This is a genomic window from Amycolatopsis sp. NPDC026612 (assembly GCF_040638285.1).
GTDB lineage: Bacteria > Actinomycetota > Actinomycetes > Mycobacteriales > Pseudonocardiaceae > Amycolatopsis.
In genome coordinates this window covers 54,317-75,143 of record NZ_JBEZYB010000012.1, presented here as the reverse complement: position 1 = coordinate 75,143, position 20,827 = coordinate 54,317, and the positions used below count along the sequence as shown (strand labels likewise).

The 20,827-nt window shown below is 70.9% G+C and carries 19 protein-coding genes and 2 pseudogenes; 15 read left to right on the top strand and 6 right to left on the bottom strand.

What is annotated here, in order from left to right:
* The first annotated feature begins 116 nt into the window (after positions 1 to 116).
* The 3 genes and pseudogenes from AB0F15_RS14890 to AB0F15_RS14880 all read left to right on the top strand — a co-directional run.
* The gene (locus AB0F15_RS14890; RefSeq protein WP_360270133.1) at positions 117 to 392 is read left to right on the top strand and encodes a hypothetical protein; all 276 of its coding nucleotides are present in this window, start codon (positions 117 to 119) and stop codon (positions 390 to 392) included.
* Positions 373 to 849 carry an AMED_5909 family protein gene (locus AB0F15_RS14885; protein ID WP_360270131.1) on the top strand — a complete coding sequence of 159 codons (477 nt, stop codon included), beginning with the start codon at positions 373 to 375 and terminating at the stop codon, positions 847 to 849. The genes AB0F15_RS14890 and AB0F15_RS14885 overlap by 20 nt, the downstream gene beginning before the upstream one ends.
* Before the next feature lie 418 nt (positions 850 to 1,267).
* Positions 1,268 to 2,693, top strand: a pseudogene (locus AB0F15_RS14880) (FtsK/SpoIIIE domain-containing protein); the annotation flags it as partial.
* A 132-nt stretch (positions 2,694 to 2,825) separates the two neighbouring features.
* On the opposite strand, the pseudogene AB0F15_RS14875 reads toward AB0F15_RS14880, so the two are convergent.
* The 3 genes and pseudogenes from AB0F15_RS14875 to AB0F15_RS14865 form a co-directional block, all read right to left on the bottom strand.
* A pseudogene (locus tag AB0F15_RS14875) lies at positions 2,826 to 3,053 on the bottom strand (aldehyde dehydrogenase family protein); the annotation flags it as partial.
* On the bottom strand, positions 2,942 to 3,445 hold the full coding sequence (locus tag AB0F15_RS14870; RefSeq protein ID WP_360270129.1) for an aldehyde dehydrogenase family protein: 504 nt from the start codon (positions 3,443 to 3,445) through the stop codon (positions 2,942 to 2,944). The pseudogene AB0F15_RS14875 and the gene AB0F15_RS14870, both read right to left, overlap by 112 nt.
* The gene (locus tag AB0F15_RS14865; protein WP_360270127.1) at positions 3,406 to 3,750 is read right to left on the bottom strand and encodes an aldehyde dehydrogenase family protein; all 345 of its coding nucleotides are present in this window, start codon (positions 3,748 to 3,750) and stop codon (positions 3,406 to 3,408) included. The genes AB0F15_RS14870 and AB0F15_RS14865 overlap by 40 nt, the downstream gene beginning before the upstream one ends.
* Before the next feature lie 116 nt (positions 3,751 to 3,866).
* On the opposite strand from AB0F15_RS14865, the gene AB0F15_RS14860 reads away from it, so the two are divergent.
* Positions 3,867 to 4,304: a hypothetical protein gene (locus AB0F15_RS14860; RefSeq protein WP_360270125.1), complete on the top strand. Its 438-nt coding sequence runs from the start codon at positions 3,867 to 3,869 to the stop codon at positions 4,302 to 4,304.
* Positions 4,305 to 4,493: 189 nt separating this feature from the next.
* On the opposite strand, the gene AB0F15_RS14855 is transcribed toward AB0F15_RS14860, so the two are convergent.
* Positions 4,494 to 5,681, bottom strand: coding sequence for a glycoside hydrolase family 88 protein (locus AB0F15_RS14855; protein ID WP_360270123.1), 1,188 nt, complete (start codon positions 5,679 to 5,681; stop codon positions 4,494 to 4,496).
* Positions 5,682 to 6,123: 442 nt separating this feature from the next.
* Here AB0F15_RS14855 and AB0F15_RS14850 point away from each other — a divergent pair, with 442 nt between their 5' ends.
* A complete protein-coding gene (locus tag AB0F15_RS14850) occupies positions 6,124 to 7,896 on the top strand; it encodes an alpha-L-fucosidase (protein ID WP_360270121.1) in 1,773 nt (590 codons plus the stop codon).
* Positions 7,897 to 7,952: 56 nt separating this feature from the next.
* Here AB0F15_RS14850 and AB0F15_RS14845 read toward each other — a convergent pair whose 3' ends face one another.
* Complete coding sequence (locus tag AB0F15_RS14845; protein ID WP_360270119.1) at positions 7,953 to 9,182, bottom strand: trehalase family glycosidase; 1,230 nt, start codon at positions 9,180 to 9,182, stop codon at positions 7,953 to 7,955.
* A gap of 63 nt (positions 9,183 to 9,245) precedes the next feature.
* On the opposite strand from AB0F15_RS14845, the gene AB0F15_RS14840 reads away from it, so the two are divergent.
* The 5 genes from AB0F15_RS14840 (at position 9,246) to AB0F15_RS14820 (ending at position 16,015) form a co-directional block, all read left to right on the top strand.
* A complete protein-coding gene (locus AB0F15_RS14840; protein WP_360270117.1) occupies positions 9,246 to 10,400 on the top strand; it encodes an ROK family protein in 1,155 nt (384 codons plus the stop codon).
* Positions 10,401 to 10,703: 303 nt separating this feature from the next.
* Entirely contained in the window at positions 10,704 to 12,635 is a 1,932-nt protein-coding gene (locus AB0F15_RS14835) for a S53 family peptidase (RefSeq protein ID WP_360270115.1), read from the top strand.
* Positions 12,636 to 12,921: 286 nt separating this feature from the next.
* Entirely contained in the window at positions 12,922 to 14,295 is a 1,374-nt protein-coding gene (locus tag AB0F15_RS14830) for a cytosine permease (protein ID WP_360270113.1), read from the top strand.
* Positions 14,296 to 14,339: 44 nt separating this feature from the next.
* Complete coding sequence (locus AB0F15_RS14825) at positions 14,340 to 15,011, top strand: SDR family NAD(P)-dependent oxidoreductase (RefSeq protein WP_360270111.1); 672 nt, start codon at positions 14,340 to 14,342, stop codon at positions 15,009 to 15,011.
* The gene (locus AB0F15_RS14820; protein ID WP_360270109.1) at positions 15,008 to 16,015 is read left to right on the top strand and encodes an S-adenosylmethionine:tRNA ribosyltransferase-isomerase; all 1,008 of its coding nucleotides are present in this window, start codon (positions 15,008 to 15,010) and stop codon (positions 16,013 to 16,015) included. The genes AB0F15_RS14825 and AB0F15_RS14820 overlap by 4 nt, the downstream gene beginning before the upstream one ends.
* 46 nt (positions 16,016 to 16,061) lie before the next feature.
* On the opposite strand, the gene AB0F15_RS14815 is transcribed toward AB0F15_RS14820, so the two are convergent.
* Complete coding sequence (locus AB0F15_RS14815) at positions 16,062 to 16,442, bottom strand: hypothetical protein (protein WP_360270107.1); 381 nt, start codon at positions 16,440 to 16,442, stop codon at positions 16,062 to 16,064.
* Positions 16,443 to 16,651: 209 nt separating this feature from the next.
* Between AB0F15_RS14815 and AB0F15_RS14810 the strand changes: the two genes are divergently transcribed.
* The 5 genes from AB0F15_RS14810 to AB0F15_RS14790 all read left to right on the top strand — a co-directional run bounded on the left by AB0F15_RS14810 (position 16,652) and on the right by AB0F15_RS14790 (position 20,761).
* A complete protein-coding gene (locus tag AB0F15_RS14810; protein ID WP_360270105.1) occupies positions 16,652 to 17,704 on the top strand; it encodes an ABC transporter substrate-binding protein in 1,053 nt (350 codons plus the stop codon).
* A gap of 61 nt (positions 17,705 to 17,765) precedes the next feature.
* Positions 17,766 to 18,557: an ABC transporter ATP-binding protein gene (locus tag AB0F15_RS14805; protein WP_360270103.1), complete on the top strand. Its 792-nt coding sequence runs from the start codon at positions 17,766 to 17,768 to the stop codon at positions 18,555 to 18,557.
* On the top strand, positions 18,544 to 19,491 hold the full coding sequence (locus AB0F15_RS14800; protein WP_360270102.1) for an ABC transporter permease: 948 nt from the start codon (positions 18,544 to 18,546) through the stop codon (positions 19,489 to 19,491). Before AB0F15_RS14805 ends, AB0F15_RS14800 begins: the two co-directional genes overlap by 14 nt.
* 77 nt (positions 19,492 to 19,568) lie before the next feature.
* Complete coding sequence (locus tag AB0F15_RS14795; protein WP_360270100.1) at positions 19,569 to 19,946, top strand: DUF1761 domain-containing protein; 378 nt, start codon at positions 19,569 to 19,571, stop codon at positions 19,944 to 19,946.
* Positions 19,943 to 20,761, top strand: coding sequence for an SMP-30/gluconolactonase/LRE family protein (locus AB0F15_RS14790; RefSeq protein WP_360270098.1), 819 nt, complete (start codon positions 19,943 to 19,945; stop codon positions 20,759 to 20,761). Before AB0F15_RS14795 ends, AB0F15_RS14790 begins: the two co-directional genes overlap by 4 nt.
* The last annotated feature ends 66 nt before the right edge of the window (positions 20,762 to 20,827 follow it).

Here is a 20,827-nt window from a genome sequence, read left to right as displayed (position 1 = left end):
GTGGCATGAGCTGGCGCGGTCGCGTGGTCTGCCGTGTTGGTGTGTCGCGGCTTTGGAGTCGGCGGCCGAAGGGTTCGCCGAGTTGGCACGGGATTGGGCGAGTAAGGCAGACGGTGATGGTGCTTCGGGTCGACGGGTTCGGCGTGACGTGGACAGTGGAACCGCAGGAGTCGGTGACGGTGGAGGAGACCGGCCCGCATCCGGCCAGTCCGCCGATGCTGGTCGTGACCGGCGCGACCGTGGTTTCTCTCGCGGTGCCGGAGGACCTGGAGCAGTGGCCGGCCTGCGTGGCGTTCCTTCTCCGGCTCCGCGACGGAGTGGACGACCTGGCAGCACTGCTGGCGGCTCGCGTGGCGGCCCCGGGCAGGCGTGATGGGCACGGTGAAGGCTGAGGCTGGCGCGCCTCGGACATTGCAGGAGGCGCACGAAAGCTCGTATGCGCGGATGCCGGAACGCGACGCGCCAGTGTCGGCATGGGTGGCGTTTCGGCGGGCGAACGCACGGATGTATCAGGCCGTGGCCGACCTTGACCGTGGACACCATCACGAAGCGCTCTACTGGGCTGACCGGGAGCGGCGCGAGGTGGAGACCCTGACCAGGAAACCCGAGTGGAAATCGGACTACGGACGGGAGGGAGTAGAGCCCGCAGGTGTGCAAATTTCTCCGGCGGCACGCCCCAATGAGGAACAGCTTCCGCCGCTACCGGATGTCGAATTTGGTGCATACCTGCGGGCGGTACGGGAACAGAAGTCGTTGAGCCTCACGGCCGTCGCGGCGCACGCAAAGATCGGAAATCAACCTTGCAGGCGATCGAGACGGGATCGCGTGGCGCGGGTTCGCTGCACGTGATCGCAGCACTCGCTGATGCGCTCGGCGAGGACCGTGTAGTGCTTGCCCTGCTGGCCTTGCGGGGACACGCGAGCATTCCTGGGCAGTAGCAACGCCAGAAACTGAATATCGACAATTCCGCACGTGGGGACGCGTGGCGGATAAACGCGTCCCCACGTGCTTCATAACGACCCTAAAGAACGCAGAACCGGGTCCCTGGCTACCAACCTTTTCGCCGGTTCTGCGTCTGTCCACTGGAGAAGTGAACAATGCGAACGATAAATGATGACAACCAACGTCAGTCAACCGGGGTCACCCGGATGCGCTGCGCGGAATGCAAGAAGTTCGCGCGCCTGCTGCCCGGGGAGACCAAGTGTGCCCCGTGCCTGGGGATGCTGCCGCTGGTGCTCCGCACGGCCGCTGTGCGGGGTGGTCGCTGATGGACGCGCACGGCGTGATGACGCTGATGGCGGTCGGCGGCGGCCTGGCCGTTGTGCTGTGGGTGCTGGCGAAGATCGGCCGTGCGCTGGCCGGTCTGGCGGAAATGCTGGCCGCGCTCGCGGTCGTCGGGATGGTGCTCTGGGGGCTGGCGCGGGCGGTCGGTTGGGTTGTTCGGCAACTCGTGACGCACTGGCGGACCTGCCTCGCCCTCGTGGCGGCGTGGGCCTGGTGCCGGTGGCTGGGCGGGCTCTCCCTCCTGGTGACGCTCGTGGTGCTCGGCCTGGTCCAGCTCGTGTGGTGGCGGCTGGACGCGGTCGGCTATGACCAGTGGTGCGGGCGGTGGCTGCGGGGGCTGGTGGCTGCGCTGGACGCTCTACGGCCGGAAGCTGGCCGGCTGGCTGACCGCCTGCGGCCTGGTGGTCCGGGACGCGTCGGTGCCGGTCGACGTCACGGTGTCGCTGGTCGGACGTCGACGGGGCCGGAACACGGTTGCCCGCAGTCAGGACCGCTCCGCCGGGGTCGCGGTGCCCACGCTGCTGTCGGTCCGTTCTGGGGCCTCGTGGGATGAGGTCCGGGTGCGGCTGGTGCCGGGGCAGAAGTCGGAGGACTTCGACGACGGGGCCCGCGCGCTGGCGGTCGCCCGGAAGGTCACCCGCTGCCAGATCCGGGAGCTCGAGCCCGACGTCGTTTCGATCGACTTCATGCGCCGTGACCTCCTCGCGTCGCCTGTCGCGTGTCTGCCGGTGCCGGAGATGGTCTCTGTGGACGGGACCGGGGTGGACTTGCGGGCGGTGTTCGCCGGGTCGACCGAGTACGGCAAGCCCTGGCGGCTCCCGCTCGTCGGTACCGGCGCTCACACCCTGGTCGCCGGGGCCACCGGGTCGGGCAAGAACTCGGTCATGTGGTGCCCGCTGGTTGCGGCGGCCTCGGCGATCCGGGCCGGTCTGGTGCGGGTGTCCGGGATCGATCCGAAGGCGATGGAGCTGTCCTACGGGCGTGGCATCTTCGCCCGCTACGGCCAGAGCGGGCAGGAAGCGGTGCAGGTCCTTGACGCGCTCCTGGATGAGCTGGAGAAGCGCAAGCGCGAGTTCGCCGGGCACACCCGGCAGGTTCCGATCTCGACCGACTACCCGGTGGAGCTGCTGGAGTTCGACGAGATCGGCGCGCTGACCAAGTACACCGACCGCAAGACCCGCGACGCCATCGTGGAGAAGGTCGCGATCCTGACCACCCAAGGCCGGGCCCTCGGCTTCACCGTGCGGGGCTACGTGCAGGAGCCGACCAAGGACACGGTGCCGGTGCGGGAGCTGCTGCCTCGGCGGATCGCGATGCGACTGACCTCGAAGACGCAGGTCCCGATGGTCCTCGGAGACGGCGCGTACGAGCGGGGCGCGTGGGCCAACCGCATCCCGGAATCGGCGGCATCCCCGACCGCTTGATTCCCCCGAAGGGCAGGTCCGCCTCCGAACCGCCCGACTTGTTGACGTACACCATGCCCGCTCGATGCCGCGAGCGAGGCGGGCCGCGCGGGTGCGGTCGGTGGCGAACACGCTTGCGCCCAGGCCGAAGGGGGTGTCGTTGGCCAGCGCCAGTGCCTCGGCCTCCGTCTCCGCGCGGAACAGCAGGGCCACCGGGCCGAAAATCTCCTCGTGGTACGCCGCCGTTTGCGGGGTCACGTCGGTGAGGACCGTTGCCTCCAGGTAGGCGCCCGGGCCGGGGATGCGGTGGCCGCCCGCGCGTAGTTCTGCCCCTTCGCGGATCGCCGTCTCGATCTGGGCCGCCACCTCGTCCGCCGCCGCCGTCGAGGCCAGTGGGGGGCAACGTCGTCGCCGGGTTCGCCGGGTCGCATCCGGGCCGTTGCCGTGACCCTGACCGTTTCGTCCAGGTCGTCGGTGTCCAGCACGATCAGCGGGTCGGAACCGCCGAGCTCCAGGACGCACTTCTTGAGGTTCCGCCCGGCTTCGGCCGCGACGGAACTGCCCGCCTGCTCGCTGCCGGTGAGCGACACGCCCAGGCGCTCGATCGCCACCGCCGAGCGCGGGCAGATCGACGCGTGCTTGAGCAGGATCGTGTTGCCCAGCAACAGGTCCGGTGCCACGAACCGGGCGACCTGGTAGCACGGGAAGTTCCACGGCATCACGCCCAGCAGCGCCCCGATCGGCTCCTTCGACAGCACCGCCTCGCCGCCGCGGATCGCCAGGGTTCGTCCGCCAGCAGCTCCGGCCCCCGCTCGCCGTAGTACCGGAAGATGGTGGCGACGACGCCGGCTTCGCCGCGGCCTTCGTTGATCCGCTTCCCCATTTCCAGCGTCATGATCGCGGCGAGCTCGTCGGCGCGTTCGGCGAACAGCTCCGCCGCGCGCAGCGCGATCGCGGCGAGGTCGGCGACCGGCCGGGGCCGCCAGGCCGCGTACCCGCGGGTGCACCCGGTCGACCGCGGCGCGGCCTCCTCGTCGGCCGCGGTCGGGATTTCGTCCACCATGGCGGCCTCCTCTGCTCACGGAATCACGGCCTACTGGATACTGTATACACTATGTGAGCAGCAGTGAACACCCGCGCGGCGGTACCCGCTCACGCTTGATCCACTATCGTTTTCCCATGACGCTGGAACTCACCGGCGGACCCGATTTCGCCGCGCCGGCCCCGAAAACCCCTCGCTGGACCCGGTACTACGCCGGCCACGCGGTCACCTTCGGCTGCCCCGCCCGCACGTCGGAACGCACTCCACGGGTCTGGAGCGGGCGCGGTCTCGGCCTGCCGGAGGCGGAACTGGCGGGGTTCGCCGCGCAGCTGCGCCGCGTCATGAGGAACGACGCCTACTGGCTCGCGCGAGCCGCCTGCGAAGACCGCTACGCGGGTGACGCGCGGGTCTGGTCGCCCGGCCGCTACGACGACGAAGACGGCTTCGTGTACTTCGCCGGGCCCTGTACCCACCGTGATCCGTGGCCCGGCTACCGGCCGGCCCGAGCGTTCACCATCGCGCTGCCCCACGTCCGCGGCCTGCGGATCCGGGTGGCGGCGTACCTGGCCGGATGAAACCGGTCCGCGCCGGGGCCGTCGCCGCGGTGGTGAGCGGGATACCGTCGACCGCGTACGCCCTGCTCACCGGCGGGGACGTCTTGGCGGCCACCCGCGCGGCGGGCACTCTGCTGCCGGGACGGCGCGGCCGGCCCGGCGGGGGCGCCGGGGGGGGGGGCCGGGGCCCCTTCTGCGGCGGGACAGGGGTCAGTGCTGGTACTGCTCGTTCATGATGAGGAACGCGCCGAGGCCGTGGAAGTCGTTGGTCTTGCGGGCCCGGCCGTAGTAGTAGGACAGGTCGCCGACGTTGGTGCCTTCGCAGATGTCGGTGACGTTCGTCAGGCCGTCCGAACCGAGTGACACCTTGCCGAGCACGCCGGCGTAGCCGCGATCCGCCACCGCCTGGTAGGACGCCGGCAGGTAGCCGCGCTGGACGCCGCGGGCCATCGTGAACGTGTACATCGACGACGCCGACGTCTCCAGCCAGTTCTTCGGGTCGCCGCCGCGGTCGACCACCTGGTACCAGCGGCCGGTCGCCGCGTCCTGGTAACGCTGGTAACCGGCGGCCAGGAACTTGACGACGTCGATCAGCGCCGGCCGCCGCGGGTGGTTCGCCGGGAGCACCTCGAGGATGTCGATGGTGGCCATGCCGAACCAGCCGATCGCGCGCGCCCAGTGGTACTTCGAGTGGTGCCCGGACCCGGACGCCCACGACTCGGAACCGTCCTCGTCGTAGGCGTGGTACAGCAGGCCCTTCGCCGGTTCGCGCAGGTGGCTGAAGTACACGACGATGTTCTTCGCCGCTTCTTCGAAGCAGTAGTCACCGTCGCCGAATGCCGCGCCGTACAGCGCGAGGAACGGCTGGGCCATGTAGACGCCGTCGCCCCACAGCTGGCCGACCTTGCTGGTGGCGTGGAACATGCCGCCGTCGGACGTCCGGGGGTAGGCCGGGAACCGCTTGCGCAGCTGGTCGGCCGCCGTCTTGTACTTCTTGCGGCCCGTTTCCGCGTACAGCAGCGGCAGCATCTGGCACGAGCGCATCGAGTCGAGGTTGGTGAAGCTGTTCGAGATGCCGCTGTCGGTGATGAAGCGGTCGTACCACGCGATGATGTAGTCGAGGTACTTCTTCTCGCCGGTGCGCTTGTAGAACAGGTACTGCCCGTAGAGGTACAGGCCCAGGGTGTAGCCCCAGCCGCCGATCTTGTCGGGCGTGTAGCGCTGCATCGTCGAGTCGATCACCGCGCGGGACCAGTCCGACGGCGGCGCCGCGCCGCCGATCGGGGGGAGCCGGTCCGCCGCGCGCGCGAGGGGACCCGCCGCGGCGAGCGTGCCCAGGGCGCCCAGCGTGCCGGCCAGGACCGCGCGCCGGGTCGGGCGAAGGGGGTGTTCGGACATCGTCGTCCCTTTCGTGCGCTGAGGCTTGTTCTGGTTGGGCCGCCGTGCCCCGCCCACTCGCCGCAGCTGGGCCGCGAAGTCATGCGGCGGCCGACGGCTGAACAAGCCTCACCTGGCCCCGCGACGCGGGGAAGGGTGGCCGGGATGCCGATCCGCCGTCCGTCGGCATCCCGACCAGCTCTGGGGGGCGCGGCGTGCTGCCCGTGTCGCCGGAGCGATGGTCGAAGCGAAAGCGCTTCCGAGGGAAACATCTACTCGCCTCTCGGACGCCGAGTCAAGAGAGATCGGATCTCTCGCGTCATATATCAGATATTTAACCCGAACGGCCGCAACAAGTATGTACCGGCCAGCGAAACTCCGCGGAAAGGTCGGATCTAAACCTTGACCGGCCCGCGCCGCCAGGAGTACACCACCGGGTGGACCAGACCACTGGAGGTCGTTCATGGCAGCCAAGTTCCTCCGCCGGGCGCTCGTCGCGTGCGTGGCGATGCTGGCGGTGTCCGGGCTCGTCACCGCCCCGGCGTCCGCCGATCTGCAGAAGCCCTCGCAGCAGTGGCTGCGCGACAGCCAGGCGGGGCTGTTCCTGCACTGGGGCATGCGCACGTCACCCGGCTACACCAGTTGCAGCGCCTGGGAGAAGACGATCACCGACGGCGGGTGGAGTCCCGGCTACTGGGTCACCGAAGCCGAGAAGCTGCACGCGTCGTACCTCGTGCTCGCGTCCTTCCACAGCCGCCTCGGCTACTCGCGGGCCTGGCCGTCGAAGATCCCGGGCAGCTGTACCACCAAGCGGGACTTCCTCGGCGAGCTGGTCGCCGCGGCGAAAGCCCGCGGGCTCAAGGTCATCCTCTACATGACCAACGACGCCCAGTGGCACGACGAAGGCGGCCACGAGTGGCTCGACTCGGCCGGCTACTCGAAGTACAAGGGCAAGACCGTGGACCTCGACAGCCAGGACGGCTTCGGCCAGTTCAGCTACGACAACTTCTTCGAGGTCATGAAGAACTACCCGGACCTCGGCGGCTTCTGGATCGACAACGACAACGCCTACTGGGAATCCCACGACCTCTACCAGCAGATCTACCAGCAGCGCCCGGACTACCTGCTCAGCAACAACAACGAAGACACGCCGATCATGGACACGATCAGCAACGAGCAGAAGACCGGCATGACGCCGTCGTACGACTACCCGCAGGCGACGTACACGGCGATGCCCCGGCTCACCGAGGCGTGCTTCAAGCTCCCCGATACCGGCCCGTGGTGGTACGGCGGGTCGAACCCGCCGGTGAACAAGATGCTCAACCTCGGCAGGCTCATCACGAACTCCGGCTCGTCGATCAAGTCGCTGATGGCCGAAACGGCGATGGTGAACGGGAAGTTCCCGTCGAACCAGGAGGCGTTCAACAACTTCGCGAAGACGTACCTGGACGCGATCCGGGAGTCCCTCGACGGCACCGAGGGCGCGGGGTACATGTACGGCGGTATGCAGCCCGGCTTCTGGAACGACGGTGCCCACGGCGTCATCACCATCAAGGGCGACAACCAGTACGTGCACGTCCTGACCAAGCCGTCGACGTCGACCCTGAAGATCCGCGACAACGGCTACCGCGTCGGCCGCGTCACGAACCTCCGCACCGGCGCGGCGATCTCCTTCAGCCAGGGCGGCGGCAGCCTGACGCTGAGCGGCCTGTCCGGCTGGGACGCCTACGACACGGTGTTCAAGGTCGAGACAGCGGGCCGCACCGGCACCTACGACCCGAAGACCGTGACGCTCAAGGCGAGCGCGTCGGCGAGCGGCCACAGTGGACAGTCCGCGAGCGACAGCAGCTACCTCACGTACTTCGACAACAACAAGACGCTCCCGGTCAACCTGGACTACGACCTCGGCGCGGCGAAGAAGGTGCAGTACGTCGGGATCAACCAGCGGGAGGACTCCGTCAGCTACGCCCGGTCGGACACCGAGCAGTCGGCGCGGATCAAGGCGTACCAGGTGTTCGTCTCCAGTGACGGCAAGAACTGGGGCAGCGCGGTGAAGTCCGGGACGCTGCCGAGCCACCGCGGCGTCCAGTTCGTCGACCTCTCCGCGGTGACGACCCGGTACGTGCGGCTGCAGGTGACGAGCACGTACGCGGCGTCGAGCGACACTTCGCGGTACAAGCGGCTGCGGATCGACGAGACCTGGCTGGGCTCGGCCTACGCGACCGCGGCGGACTGAGGGGGCGACGGGCGGGCCGCCCAGCCGCCCCCGATCGCGGCTGGCCGGCCCGCCCGTCAGGTCCGCTCGGACAGCAGGTCGACGGTCAAGGCTGCCGTCCAGCTGAACGAGCGGGTGCCGTGGCCCGCCCCGGTCAGCGGGTCGACGTACTCGGCGAAGCCGGTCCGGGAAGCGGTTTCGACGAGGTCGTCCCGCAACCGCGCGGCGAGGACGTGCTCTCCGTGGCGCAGCAGGCCTTGCCGGACCAGCCAGCCGACGTTGAACCACGACGGGCCGCGCCAGTAGCGGCCCGGGTCGAAGCCCGGCGCCGTCAGGTCGTAGCTGGGGACGCCGTGCACCCGGCCGAGCCGGAAGCGCGGGCCGGTCGCGGTCGCCAGCAGGGCAGGCGCGACCGCCAGACCCGGCAGCACCAGCGGCAGCAGGCCCGCGCAGGTGTATTCGCGGGTCAGCGAGCCGGTGTGGACGTCCCGGGCGAAGAAGAAGCCGGCGGCGTCGTCCCACAGCGTCTCCTGCAGCGCCTTCTCGACGCGCGCCGCGGCCTCGCGGTGGCCCGCCGACGGCAGGCCGAGCTCCTCCGCGATCTCGGCCAGCGCCAGTTCGGCGTCGGCCAGCAAGGCGTTGAAGCCGGGGTCTTCGACGGCGAAGCGCCCGATGTCCCGGTAGCCGCTGTCCCGGTACTCGGCGGCGAGCCGGACGTACCGGCCGTAGTCGTCGTCGCTCGGCCGGTCGCCGGGGGCGCCGTGCTCCAGGTCGCGGCGGACGAACCCGGTGGCGGGCGGGACGCGCTCGAGCGAGCGGTCCCAGACCGGGCTGTTGTCCATCCCCGACTCCCACGGGTGCACGATCGCCACCAGTCCGCGCCCGCCCGCGTCGCGGTGGGTCCGCAGGTGGTCGTGCCAGGCGACGAGCTGGGGGTAGAGCGCGGCGAGGAACGCGTGGTCGGGCTCGGCCTCGTGCACCGCCAACGCGGCGCGGGCGTGCACCGGTGGCTGGACCAGGCCCGACGTCCGCCCGGCGTGCCAGAAGGACGGCCCGGGGAAGTACGCCTCGGCGGGGGTGTCCGGGTCGAACACGATGTGCGGCACGCGGCCGTCGGCCCACTGGGCGGAGAACAGCGTCAGCAGCTCGCGCCGCGCGCGCTCGGGGGACAGGTGCCGCAGGCCGAAGGCGATGAAGGCGGAGTCCCAGCTCCACTGGTGCGGGTAGAGCGAACGCGAAGGCACGGTCGACGCACCGAGCCAGTTGCCCGCCAGGACAGTCGAAGCACGCTCCCGTGTTACGTTCATATGTCCAATCTATCTCCGACTTGTGTCTTGTCAATGGACAAAAGTCCGAAGGGGGTCTCCGGGATGACCGCGCCGACCAGCGCCGGAGAGCTGTTGCGGCTGGTCCGGACGGGCCAGGCCAGCACGCGGAAGGCCCTCCTGGAACGCAGCGGGCTGTCGCGCTCGACGCTCACCGCGCGCCTGGAGCAGCTCCAGACGGCGGGCCTGCTCGCCGAGGGCGACCAGGAGGACTCCACCGGCGGCCGCCCGGCCCGGCAGCTGCGGTTCGACGACCGGCACGCCGTCGTCCTGGCCGCGAGCATCGACACGATGCACGCCGAGACCGCGGTCACCGACCTGGCGGGGCGGGTCCTGGCGCGCCGCGCCGGCGCGCTGCGGGTCGCCGATGGCCCGGAGCCCGTGCTCGGCCGGGTCGCGGAGTGGTTCGAGGCGATGCTGGCCGAGGTGGCGCGGCCGGTGTGCGGCGTGGGTGTTTCCGTCCCCGGCCCGGTGGAGCCCGGCCGCGCCCGGGTCACGCAGCCGCCGATCATGCCCGGCTGGGACGGCTACCCGATCGACACTCACCTCGGCGCGCGCTTCGGCGCCCCGGTGCTGGTCGACAACGACGCGAACCTGATGGCGCTGGGCGAGCACCGCGCCCGGTACCCGGATTCGGCCGCGCTGGTCGTGGTGAAGGTGTCCACCGGGATCGGTGCCGGGCTGGTGCTCGGCGGCGAGGTGTACCGGGGCGTCGACGGCGGGGCCGGCGACATCGGGCACATCCGGCTGCCCGGGCACCCGGAGGCGCGCTGCCTGTGCGGTTCGCTCGGCTGCCTCGCGGCCGTCGCCGGCGGTGGCGCGCTGGCCGCCCGGCTGACGGAGCTGGGCTTGCCGACGGCGTCGGGCTCCGGCGTGCGCGACCGGATCGTGGCCGGGGAGCCGGCCGCCGTCCGGCTCGCCGAGATCGCCGGCCGCCAGGTGGGGGAGGTGCTCGCGACACTGGTCTGCGTGGTCAACCCCGAGGTGGTGGTGATCGCCGGCGACCTCGCCGAGCCGCACTTCGCCGCCGGTGTCCGGGAGGTGCTCTACCGGCGGGCGCTGCCGCGGGCGACGCAGAACCTGCGCGTCGAAATCGGCGGCCGTGGGGAAGGGCTCGCGCTCGGCGGCGCGGTGGCAATGGTCGTCGACGCCGTCTTCGCCCCCGCGGAAGTGGACAGGCGGCTGGCCGCGCACGGGTGACGGCCGAAGTGCCGACACGCCGGGACTGTCCCGAGTGGACGGAGCGACCGACTTTAGTAGGTGGCGCGAGCCTTTCGCCCGTGGTCCACGGTCCCGGACCGAACCGGACTTAACGTGCATCCGGGCATGTTCCTCGCGTATTGCGGCCGACAAATCGGATTTCCGTACCACGGTCCACAGGCCGTCAATTCCCGGCGAGATAACGGTTCCGAAAGCACTTCCCCGCGAGCGGAACACCGGCTTAGTCTCACTCCGTTGTTCCAGGCCCGTTTCTGGGGGCCGCTTTCCAAGAGGGAGATTTCTGTGCGAAGAAGCTCCACCCTGCTCCTTTCGCTCGCGGTGGTGGGTGGCCTGACCGGCGCCCTGCCGGCGACGGCGTCCGCGCAGGGGCGTCAGGACATCCCGCAGTCGCACCCGTTGTGGGCGAACGCGCAGGCCAAGGTGGCCGACACGGCGCCCGCGGCGAAGCTGAGCTTCCGCGTTTACCTGAACCAGCGCGACAACGCCGGCGCCGAGGCGCTGGCTCAGGCCGTGTCCGACCCGGACAGCAAGACCTACCGCCAGTTCCTGAGCCCCGACCAGGTGCGCGACCGCTTCGCCGCCAATGACGCGACGGTGAACGCCGTCAAGGCGTGGCTGACCGGCAGCGGCTTCAGCATCGGCGAGGTGCCGTCGAACCGCGCCTACGTCGAAGCCACCGGCACGGCCGACCAGACGGAGAAGGCGTTCGCCGTCGACCTCGGCAAGTACCGGGTCAAGGGCCAGACGCTGCGCGCCGCCGACAAGAACCTGTCGGTGCCGGCCAACCTGGCCGGTGACGTGCTCGGCGTCGTCGGTGTCGACCAGGCCACCAACCTGTTCAAGCCGGACCACGAGACCGGTTCCGGCACGCCGTCGGACGTCGCGCCCGGCCCCGGCTTCCGCAACGCCCGGCCGTGCAGCGCCTACTACGGCGAGAAGATCGACACCACCGATCCCGCCTACAACGGCAAGCAGCTGCCGTACGCCCCGTGCGGCTACACCCCGGCGCAGCTGCGGTCGGCCTACGGCGTCGACAAGGTCGGCGCCGACGGCAAGGGCACCACGATCGCGATCGTGGACGCGTTCGCCTCGCCGACCATCTACTCGGACGCGAGCACCTACGCGAAGAAGAACGACCCGCAGCACCCGCTGAAGCAGAGCCAGTTCAAGCAGCACGTCTTCCCGGCGAACCCGGTCCTCGAGCCGGCGGACCAGTGCGACGCGGCGGGCTGGTACGGCGAGGAGACCCTCGACGTCGAAGCCGCCCACGGTCTCGCGCCGGGTGCGGACATCCTGTACGTCGGCGGGGAGTCCTGCGAGGACAACGCCCTCGACGTGGCGCTGAACTACGTGATCGCCGGCCACAAGGCCGACATCGTGTCGAACTCCTACGGCGACACCGGCGAGGACATCCCGGCCGACGAGGTCAAGGTGTTCAACCAGATCTCGCTGCAGGCGGTCCTCGAGGGCATCGGCGTCTACTTCTCCTCGGGCGACAACGGTGACGAGGTTGCGCGCCTCGGCACGCCGTCGCCGGACTTCTCCGCCTCCGCGCCGTGGATCACCGCGGTCGGCGGCACGTCCATCGCCATCGGCAAGGACGGCAAGAAGATCTTCGAGACCGGCTGGGAAACCAGCAAGTCGCTGCTGACCAACGGCGTCTACGGCCCGGCCAACTACACCAGCGGTTCCGGTGGCGGCACGAGCCGGCTGTTCCCGCAGCCCTTCTACCAGAAGGGTGTCGTGCCGGACGCGCTCTCCACGAAGAACCAGACGGCCGGCCACAAGGGCCGCGTCGTGCCGGACATCTCCGCGGTCGGCGACCCGAACACCGGCTTCCTGGTCGGCCAGACGCAGACCTTCCCGGACGGCGCCTACTACGACCAGTACCGGATCGGCGGCACGAGCCTCGCGTCGCCGGTGTTCGCCGGCATCATGGCGGTGGCCGACAGCTTCGACCACTTCCACCACGGCTTCATCAACCCGGTGATCTACAAGCTGACGTCCCGCACGCCGGCCATCACCGACGTGAAGCACGTGGACGCCGCGGTGGCTCGCGTGGACTACGCGAACTCGGTCGACGCCTCTGCCGGTCTGCTCCACTCGGTGCGGACGCTCGACTACCAGGGCCTGACCATCCACACCACCCCCGGCTACGACGACGTGACCGGTCTCGGTGTGCCCAACGGGCTGCTGTTCCTGCTGCTCGTCTAGTCCAGAAGTCCGTGAAGGCCTCCTCGCTCCGGTGAGGGGGCCTTCACGGCTTTCGGCGTCCGGGCCGTCGCGTCCGCCACGCGGCCGCGCCTTAGTGGTTGCCGTCGGAAGTCCTTCGGGGGCATTCGGCGGATCCAGGTTTCCGCTGGGCGTGCGACCGCGAGGTCCTCGTACCGGGTTGTACTCGGACCTTGCGGCCGTGCGTCCAGCGGGAAGCTGGGCCGTCGAGACCCCCGGAGGACTTCCGACGGTGACCACTTAGGGTGATCGTGACGGAAGGCGGGACATGAGCGGACGCGGTCTGGACGCCGAGGTCTTCGGCGGGCGGATGCCCACCGGCGGGCGGGACCTGGCGATCGAAACCCACGGCATCGCGCCGGTGCCCCCGGGCAACCGGTTCGGGCGCCCGTGGCGGCTGTTCAGCGTGTGGTTCGCGCCGAACCTGACGATGACGGCGGTGTTCACCGGCACCCTCGCGGCGTCGCTCGGCCTCGGGTTCTGGACGGGCCTGGCCGCGATGCTCGCCGGGACGGTGCTCGGCTCGCTGCCGGTGGCGTACCTGTCCACCTGGGGCCCGCGCACCGGCACCGGCCAGCTCCCGCTCGCGCGGTTGCCGTTCGGCGGCGGTGTCGTGCTGCCCGGTCTGGTGCAGTGGCTCGGCTCGATCGCCTGGGACGCGCTGGTCGGCCTGTTCGGCGGCGAGGCACTGGCCGAGCTGACCGGGCTGCCGTTCTGGGCGGCCGTGCTGATCGTGCTGGTGCTGCAGTGCGCGCTCGGCGTGTTCGGCTACGCGCTGATCCACCGCGTGCAGGCGGTGATGAGCGTGCTGCTGGTGCTCGCGTTCGCCGCGCTCACCGTGAAGGTCCTTTCCGGCCACCCGATCGCCACCGCCGACACGGCTTCGGGCGCCGACCTCGCGGGCGGCGTCGTCCTCTTCACGACGATCACGTTGTCGCTGGCGATCTCCTGGGCGCCCTACGCGTCGGACTTCAGCCGCTACCTGCCGGCGGAGACGTCTTCGCGGGCGGTCTTCGGGGCGACGCTGCTCGGGCTCGTCGTGTCGTACGCGATCGGCGAAGGTCTCGGGCTCGCCTTGGGGTCCTCGCTCGGCGACCAGACGGCGGCGGGCGTCGCCCACCTGCTCGGCGGCGGGTTCCTGGGCGCGCTGGCGCTGGCGGTGATCGCGCTGGCGGCGGTCTCGTCTAACGCGATGAACGACTACAGCGGCTCGCTGGCCCTGCAGACGGTCGGCGTCCGGCTGCGGCGCCCGGTGTCGGCGGTGGTCGTCACCGTGCTCGCGTTCGCGCTGATCCTCTGGATGCACAGCGGCGACCTGTCGGCGAAGTTCCAGAACGTGCTGCTGTTCGTGAGCTACTGGATCCCGCCGTTCCTCGGCGTGGTCGTCCCGGACTGGCTCGCGCGCACCCGCGGCGGCCGGCGCGTGGACGTCCTGGCTTCCGTTTCCGTCCGCCCGTGGGCGGCGGTGGTGGCCTTCCTCGTGGGATTCGGCGCCGCGGTGCCGTTCATGAACACGACCCTCTACACCGGACCGGTCGCGGCGGCGCTGCACGGGGCGGACCTCGCGTACTACGTCGGGCTCGTCGTTTCGCTGGCAGCGTATTTCCTGCTCCGCGGCCGATCCGCGGTTGACCTCGAGTAATATCGAGGTTTGACGATGGTGCGGTACCCCTCGAAGGAGGAACCATGCCCACCGCACTCGTCACCGGGGCTTCCGCCGGCCTGGGCCGCGCGCTCGCGGCCGCTCTCGTCAGTCGCCAGTGGACGGTCATCGGCACCGGCCGCGACGCGGCCGCGCTTGCGGCCGCCGCCCGGGAAGCCGGCTTCACGGCCATTCCCGGCGACGTCACCGATCCCGCCCACCGTGGCGCGCTCGCCGAAGCCTGTCCTGCGCTCGAACTGCTGGTCAACAACGCGAGTTCGCTCGGCGTCAGCCCGCTGCCACCGCTCGCGCGCTATCCCCTGGCGGACCTGGAAGACGTCTACCGCGTCAACGTCTTCGCGCCCCTGGCGCTCACCCAGCTGCTGCTGCCCGCGCTGACCGCGGCCCGGGGCGTCGTGATCGATGTCAGTTCCGACGCCGCTGTCAAAGCCTACGAGGGCTGGGGCGGTTACGGTTCCGCGAAGGCCGCGCTCGATCAGCTGACCGCCGTCCTCGGCGTGGAACACCCGGACCTGTCCGTGTACGCGGTCGACCCGGGCGACCTGCGCACCGCGATGCACCAGCGCGCGTTCCCCGGCGAGGACATCTCGGACCGGCCGCTGCCGGAGACGGCCGTCCCGGCGTTCCTGCGCCTGCTGGATGAACGCCCGCCGAGCGGCCGGTACCGCGCCGCCGACCTGCTGGTGACGGCATGAACGTCCGGTTCGACCTGCCCGCGGAACTGTCGGCGTCGGCCCCGCCGGAGGCGCGCGGCCTGACGCGCGACCAGGTCCGCCTGCTGGTCGCTTCGCCGGCGGGCGTCCACCACACGGCGTTCACGTCCTTGGGCGAGCACCTCCGGCCGGGAGACCTGCTGGTGGTGAACACGTCGGGGACGCTCCCGGCAGCGGTCGACGCGCGCCGGGCGGACCGCCCGATCGTCGTCCACTTCGCAACACCGCTCGACGACGGATCATGGGTCGTGGAGCTGCGCGCCCCGGGCGGCCCGTTGCTCGACGGCCGGCCGGGGGAGCGCCTTTCCCTGGCCGGGGACGCGTCGCTGACGTTGCTGGCCCCGATGGTCCCGGGCGCGGCCCGCCTGTGGCGGGCGGCGGTCTCGGTCGAGGTGCCGGAGCTCCTCGCGGCGACCGGCAGGCCGATCCGCTACGGGTACGTCCCGCGGGCGTGGCCGCTGGCGGACTACCAGACGGCGTTCGCCCGCGAACCGGGCAGCGCGGAGATGCCCTCGGCGGCCCGGCCGTTCACGGCGGAGCTGGTGACCCGGCTGGTGACGGACGGGGTGCTGGTCGCCCCGCTGCTGCTCCACACGGGAGTGTCGTCGCCGGAAGCGGCCGAGCCACCCCAGGCGGAGCGCTTCCGGGTGCCCGGGACGACGGCGGCCTTGGCGTCGTGGGTCCGTTCGCGCGGCGGCCGGGTGATAGCGGTGGGCACGACAGCGGCCCGGGCGCTGGAGTCGGCGGCCTCCGAAGGCGACCTCCGCGCGGCCGAGGGCTGGACGGACTTGGTGCTGGGCCCGGACCGCCCGGCCCGGGTGGTGGACGGCATCGTCACGGGCCTGCACGCCCCGGAGGCATCGCACCTGCTGCTGCTCGAGGCGGTGGCCGGGGCGGAGGTCGTGCAGCGGGCGTATGAGGCGGCGGTGGCGGAGCGGTACTTGTGGCACGAGTTCGGCGACGTGTCGCTGCTGCTGCGCCACTGACGGGTGGGGTTGTCCACAGCGCACTCACCCTGTGGACAACTCGACCCTACTGCGGGGCTTCGGCCCGCCGGCGCGACCGGAGCACCCCGAAGAGCGCCACCGCCGCGACCCCCAGCCCGACCCCGCTGACGATCGACGCCACCAAGCTCGCCGTGCCCGTCGCCAGGCCGAACGCCCCGCCGAGGTACACCGGGATGGACAGCGCCACCGGCAGCCAGTTGCGCAGCGTGAACGCGCGGTCCGAGGCCACCCACAGCACCAGCGTCACCGCCGCCGCCGTGACGACCGGGATCGCCCACACCACCATGCTGGTCACCGCATCCATCCCCAGTGACCGGAGCCACTCGAACGACGCCTGGCCCAGCCCGATGAACAACACGACCAGCGCCACGCGGACGCCGACGGCTCCCTGGCTCCTGCTCGTCATGACTTCCTCCCGAAATCCGTGGTCCACCCTGTACCACGTCCGGGTGACGCGAGTGGTTGCCCGATTTGGCGACTTTCTCCGGCGGCCTAAGCGCAGCAGGCCGTCGATGTCAAGAAATCTCACCAGAATTCCCGGGATGCGGATGGCTATGCGCCTGAGTGGGTGACCGTGCGAACCTCGCCCCGACACCGACGAAAGGCGATGCTGACGTGCGCACCCAACGGAGAACCCTGGCCTCGGCGCTGGCCGCCCTGACGGTCGTGGGCGTGCTCGCGGGCTGTTCGCGTGCGGACAGCGCCGCCGCCCCGGCCGCCAACCAGGGAGCCGCCGGCGAGGTCCGGGTCGGGTACTTCCCGAACGTCACGCACGCGCCCGCGCTGATCGGCGTGAAGAAGGACTTCTTCAAGAACGAGCTCGGCTCGACCAAGCTCACCACCCAGACTTTCAACGCGGGCCCCGAAGAGGTCAACGCCCTGCTCGGCGGCTCCCTCGACGTCGCGTTCCTCGGCTCCGGCCCGGCGATCAACGCCTTCACCAAGTCCAAGGGCGCCATCCAGCTGATCTCCGGCGCCGTCTCGGGCGGCGCCCAGCTGGTCGTCAAGCCCGACATCACGAGCGTCGAGCAGCTCAAGGGCAAGAACATCGCGACGCCGCAGCTGGCCAACACCCAGGACGTTGCACTGAAGAAGTTCCTGGCGGGCAAGCAGCTGACCGGCCAGGTCAAGATCACCAACCTCGACAACCCGAAGACGCTCGACGCGTTCAAGAAGGGCGAGGTCGACGGCGGCTGGCTGCCCGAGCCGTGGGCGTCCCGGCTGGTCCTCGACGCCGGCGCGAAGGTGCTGGTCGACGAGAAGACGCTGTGGCCGGGCGGCCGCTTCCCGACCACCGTCGTCATCGTGCGCAGCGAGTTCCTGCAGCAGCACCCGGACACCGTCCGCGCGATCCTCAAGGGCGAGCTGGCCGCGATCGACTGGGCGAAGGCCAACCCGGCGGACGCGAAGACCGTGGTCAACGGCGCGCTCAAGGAGCTGGCCGGCAGTACCCTGAGCGCAGCGGTCCTGGATCGCGCGTTCTCCGGCATCGAGTTGACCACCGACCCCATCGCCGCCGAATTCCCGCAGCTCGCGCAGGACTCGGTGACGGCTGGTGTGGTGAAGTCGGCGGTGGCGCTGAAGGGCTTCGCCGACTTCGGCCCGCTGAACGAGGTGCTGAAGGCACAGAACCTGCCCGCCGTCGAAGCCCCCGAACTGACCAAGTGAACCCGGGGCTCCGCCACCGGGAACCCCCGCACAAGAGAGTGATCCGGAGAGGCGACCAGCGATGACCACCACCCTCCCGACCGGCCGCGGCAGTGTCACCGGCGCGACCGCGGTGCGTCTCGACGGCGTGCGCAAGACGTTCGGCACCGCCGGCCGTGCCGTCGTCGCGCTCGACGGAGTGGACCTGACGGTTGCGCCCGGCGAGTTCGTCTGCCTGCTCGGCGCGTCCGGCTGCGGCAAGAGCACGCTGCTGAACCTGGTCGCCGGGCTGGACGCGCCGTCCGCGGGCGAGATCACGCTGAACACCTCCCGGCCGGCGGTGATGTTCCAGGAAGCCGCGCTGATGCCGTGGCTGACCGCGGCCCGCAACGTCGAGCTGCCGCTGCGGCTGGCCGGGTTCGGCCGGGCCGAGCGCCGTGCGAAGGCCGCCGAGCTGCTGGAGCTCGTCCGGCTGAACGGCGCGGGCGGCAAGCGGCCGCACGAGCTGTCCGGCGGGATGCGGCAGCGCGTCGCGCTGGCCCGCGCCCTGGCCGCGACGCTGCGCGTCGGCGGCGACCCGGAACAGTCGCTCCTGCTGATGGACGAGCCGTTCGCCGCGCTCGACGCCATCACCCGCGACGTCCTGCAGGGCGAACTGCTGCGCGTCTACCGCAGCACGGGCACGTCGGTGCTGTTCGTGACCCACGACGTGCGCGAGGCGGTCCGGCTCGGACAGCGCGTGGTGCTGCTGTCGTCGCGGCCCGGCCGGGTCGTGCGCGAGTGGACGGACGTGCCGCTGGCCGACGCCGCGGAACTGACCGAGGAAATCACCGGGCACCTGCGTGAGGTGATCAGCACCCATGCCGCAGCTTGATTCGGCTGCCTGGGGGTCGAACCCCCAGCCCCCCGCCCAAGGGGGCTCCGCCCCCCTGGGGACCCCCCAGGCCAGTGCCGATTTGGACGCGGTCGGCGCGGGACTGGATTCGCTCGACGCTCCCGTGGGCGACCGCCGCCCGGGGTTCTGGAAACGCTTCGCCTGGGGCTTCCTGCCGCCGCTGGGCGCGCTCGCCGTGCTGGTCGTCGTCTGGCAGATCCTCTGGGCCGCCGCCTTCTGGCCGGAGGCGCAGCTGCCGTCACCGGCCGCGGTGTGGGGCGAGTTCTGGAGCATCGTCGCCGACGGCCAGGTGTTCGGCTTCGTCTGGACGTCGGTGCACCGCGCCGCGCTCGGCTTCTTCGCGGGCGTGCTCATCGGCACCCCGCTCGGCCTGGTCGTGGCGAAGGTCCGCGTGGTGCGGGCGGCGATCGGGCCGCTGCTGACCGGCCTGCAGAGCCTCCCGTCGGTGGCCTGGGTGCCGGCGGCGATCCTGTGGTTCGGGATCAACGACGCGGCCATCTACTTCGTGGTGCTGCTCGGCTCGGTGCCGTCGATCGCGAACGGCCTGGTGTCCGGCATCGACCAGATCCCGCCGATCCTCCCGCGCGTCGGCCAGGTGATGGGCGCGAACCGGCTGTCGTCGGCCCGGCACATCCTGCTGCCCGCCGCCCTGCCCGGCTTCCTCGCCGGGCTCAAGCAGGGCTGGGCGTTCTCGTGGCGGTCGCTGATGGCGGCCGAGCTGATCGCGCTGTCGCCGCAGCTGGGCGTCGGGCTCGGCGCGTACCTGAACCAGGGTTCGTCGTTCAACAGCATGGAGACGGTGATCGCGGCGATCTTCCTGATCCTGCTGGTCGGCGTGGGAATCGAGCTGATCGTGTTCCGGCCCCTGGAGCGCGCGGTGCTGCGTGCTCGCGGGCTCACCTCGTCGCTCTAGAACCTTTTCGCCCCCGGATGTCGAAGCCGCCTTCGCGGCGTCGACGTCCCTTCGCAAGTCGACGAAGGGAGTGGGCGATGGTTTTCCCGGTGCTGGTGGCGTCGGTGGCGGCGTTCGTGGTGAGTTCGGCCTGGTACACGGCGTTCGGGCGGGTCTGGGCCCGGCTGAGCGCGACGGGGGCGACGGCGCGGCCGTCACCGTGGCGGATGGGCGCGGAGTTCGCGCGGACACTGGTGCTGGTGACGGTGTTCGCGGTGCTGGTCAGGGCCGTCGGCGTCGACGGCGTCCCCGGTGCCCTCGGCCTGGCGGTGCTGGCGTGGGCGGGGTTTCCGGTGGTGATCCTGGCGGGATCGGTGCTGCACGAGCGCGTCCCGGTTCGCCTGGCGGCGCTGCACGCGGGAGACTGGCTGCTGAAGATCGCCGTGGTCGCGATGATCGTGGGGGTGTGGCGATGACGGCGGTGCTGCTCGACGGGATCGCGTTCGGCGAATCCCCGCGCTCGCACGACGGGCGCCTCTGGTTCGCCGACTGGCTGACGCACGAGATCGTGGCGGTCTCCCCGGCGGGCGAGCGCGAGGTGGTGTTCCGCGCGGACTTCCCGACGATGCCGATGTGTTTCGACTTCCTCGGCGGGCAGCCGGTGATCGTGTCGTCCTCGGACGGGCTCCTGCTGCGGCTTGCGGAGTCCGGCTTGACCACGCACGCGGACCTGGGCGGCGCCGGGTTCAACGAGATAGTGACAACGGCGGCGGGAGGCTGCTACGTCAACGGCGGCGGCTTCGACCTGATGGCGGGAGAGCCCTACCGGCCGGGCGTGATCCTGTACGTCAGCCCGGACGGCGCGGTCCGCCGGGTGGCGGACGACATCGCGTTCGGCAACGGCATGGCCGTCACCCCGGACGGCTCGACGTTGATCGTGGCGGAGTCGTACGCGAACCGCCTGACGGCGTTCTCGCTGCGCCCGGACGGCGGCCTGGCGGACCGGCGGGTGTGGGCGGACCTCGGCGACGGGGTGCCGGACGGCATCGCGCTCGACGCTTCGGGCGCGGTGTGGGTGTCGGACGTGCCGCATCGATCGTGCACGCGGGTCCGGGAGGGCGGCGAGGTCCTGGAGAGGCTGACGTTCGACCGCGGGTGTTTCGCGTGCGCGCTGAGCGAGGACACGTTGTACCTGGTCGTCCAGGAGTGGCGCGGGATCGACGCGGTGGGGACGGAGGCGGAGCGGACGGGGCAGATCCTGACCCATCCGGTCGCCGTGGGCCGAGCCTAGTTATCCACAATGGGGACGGTTGTCCACAGATTTCGCGGCCACCCGTTTTTGCAGGTCAGCGGCGAT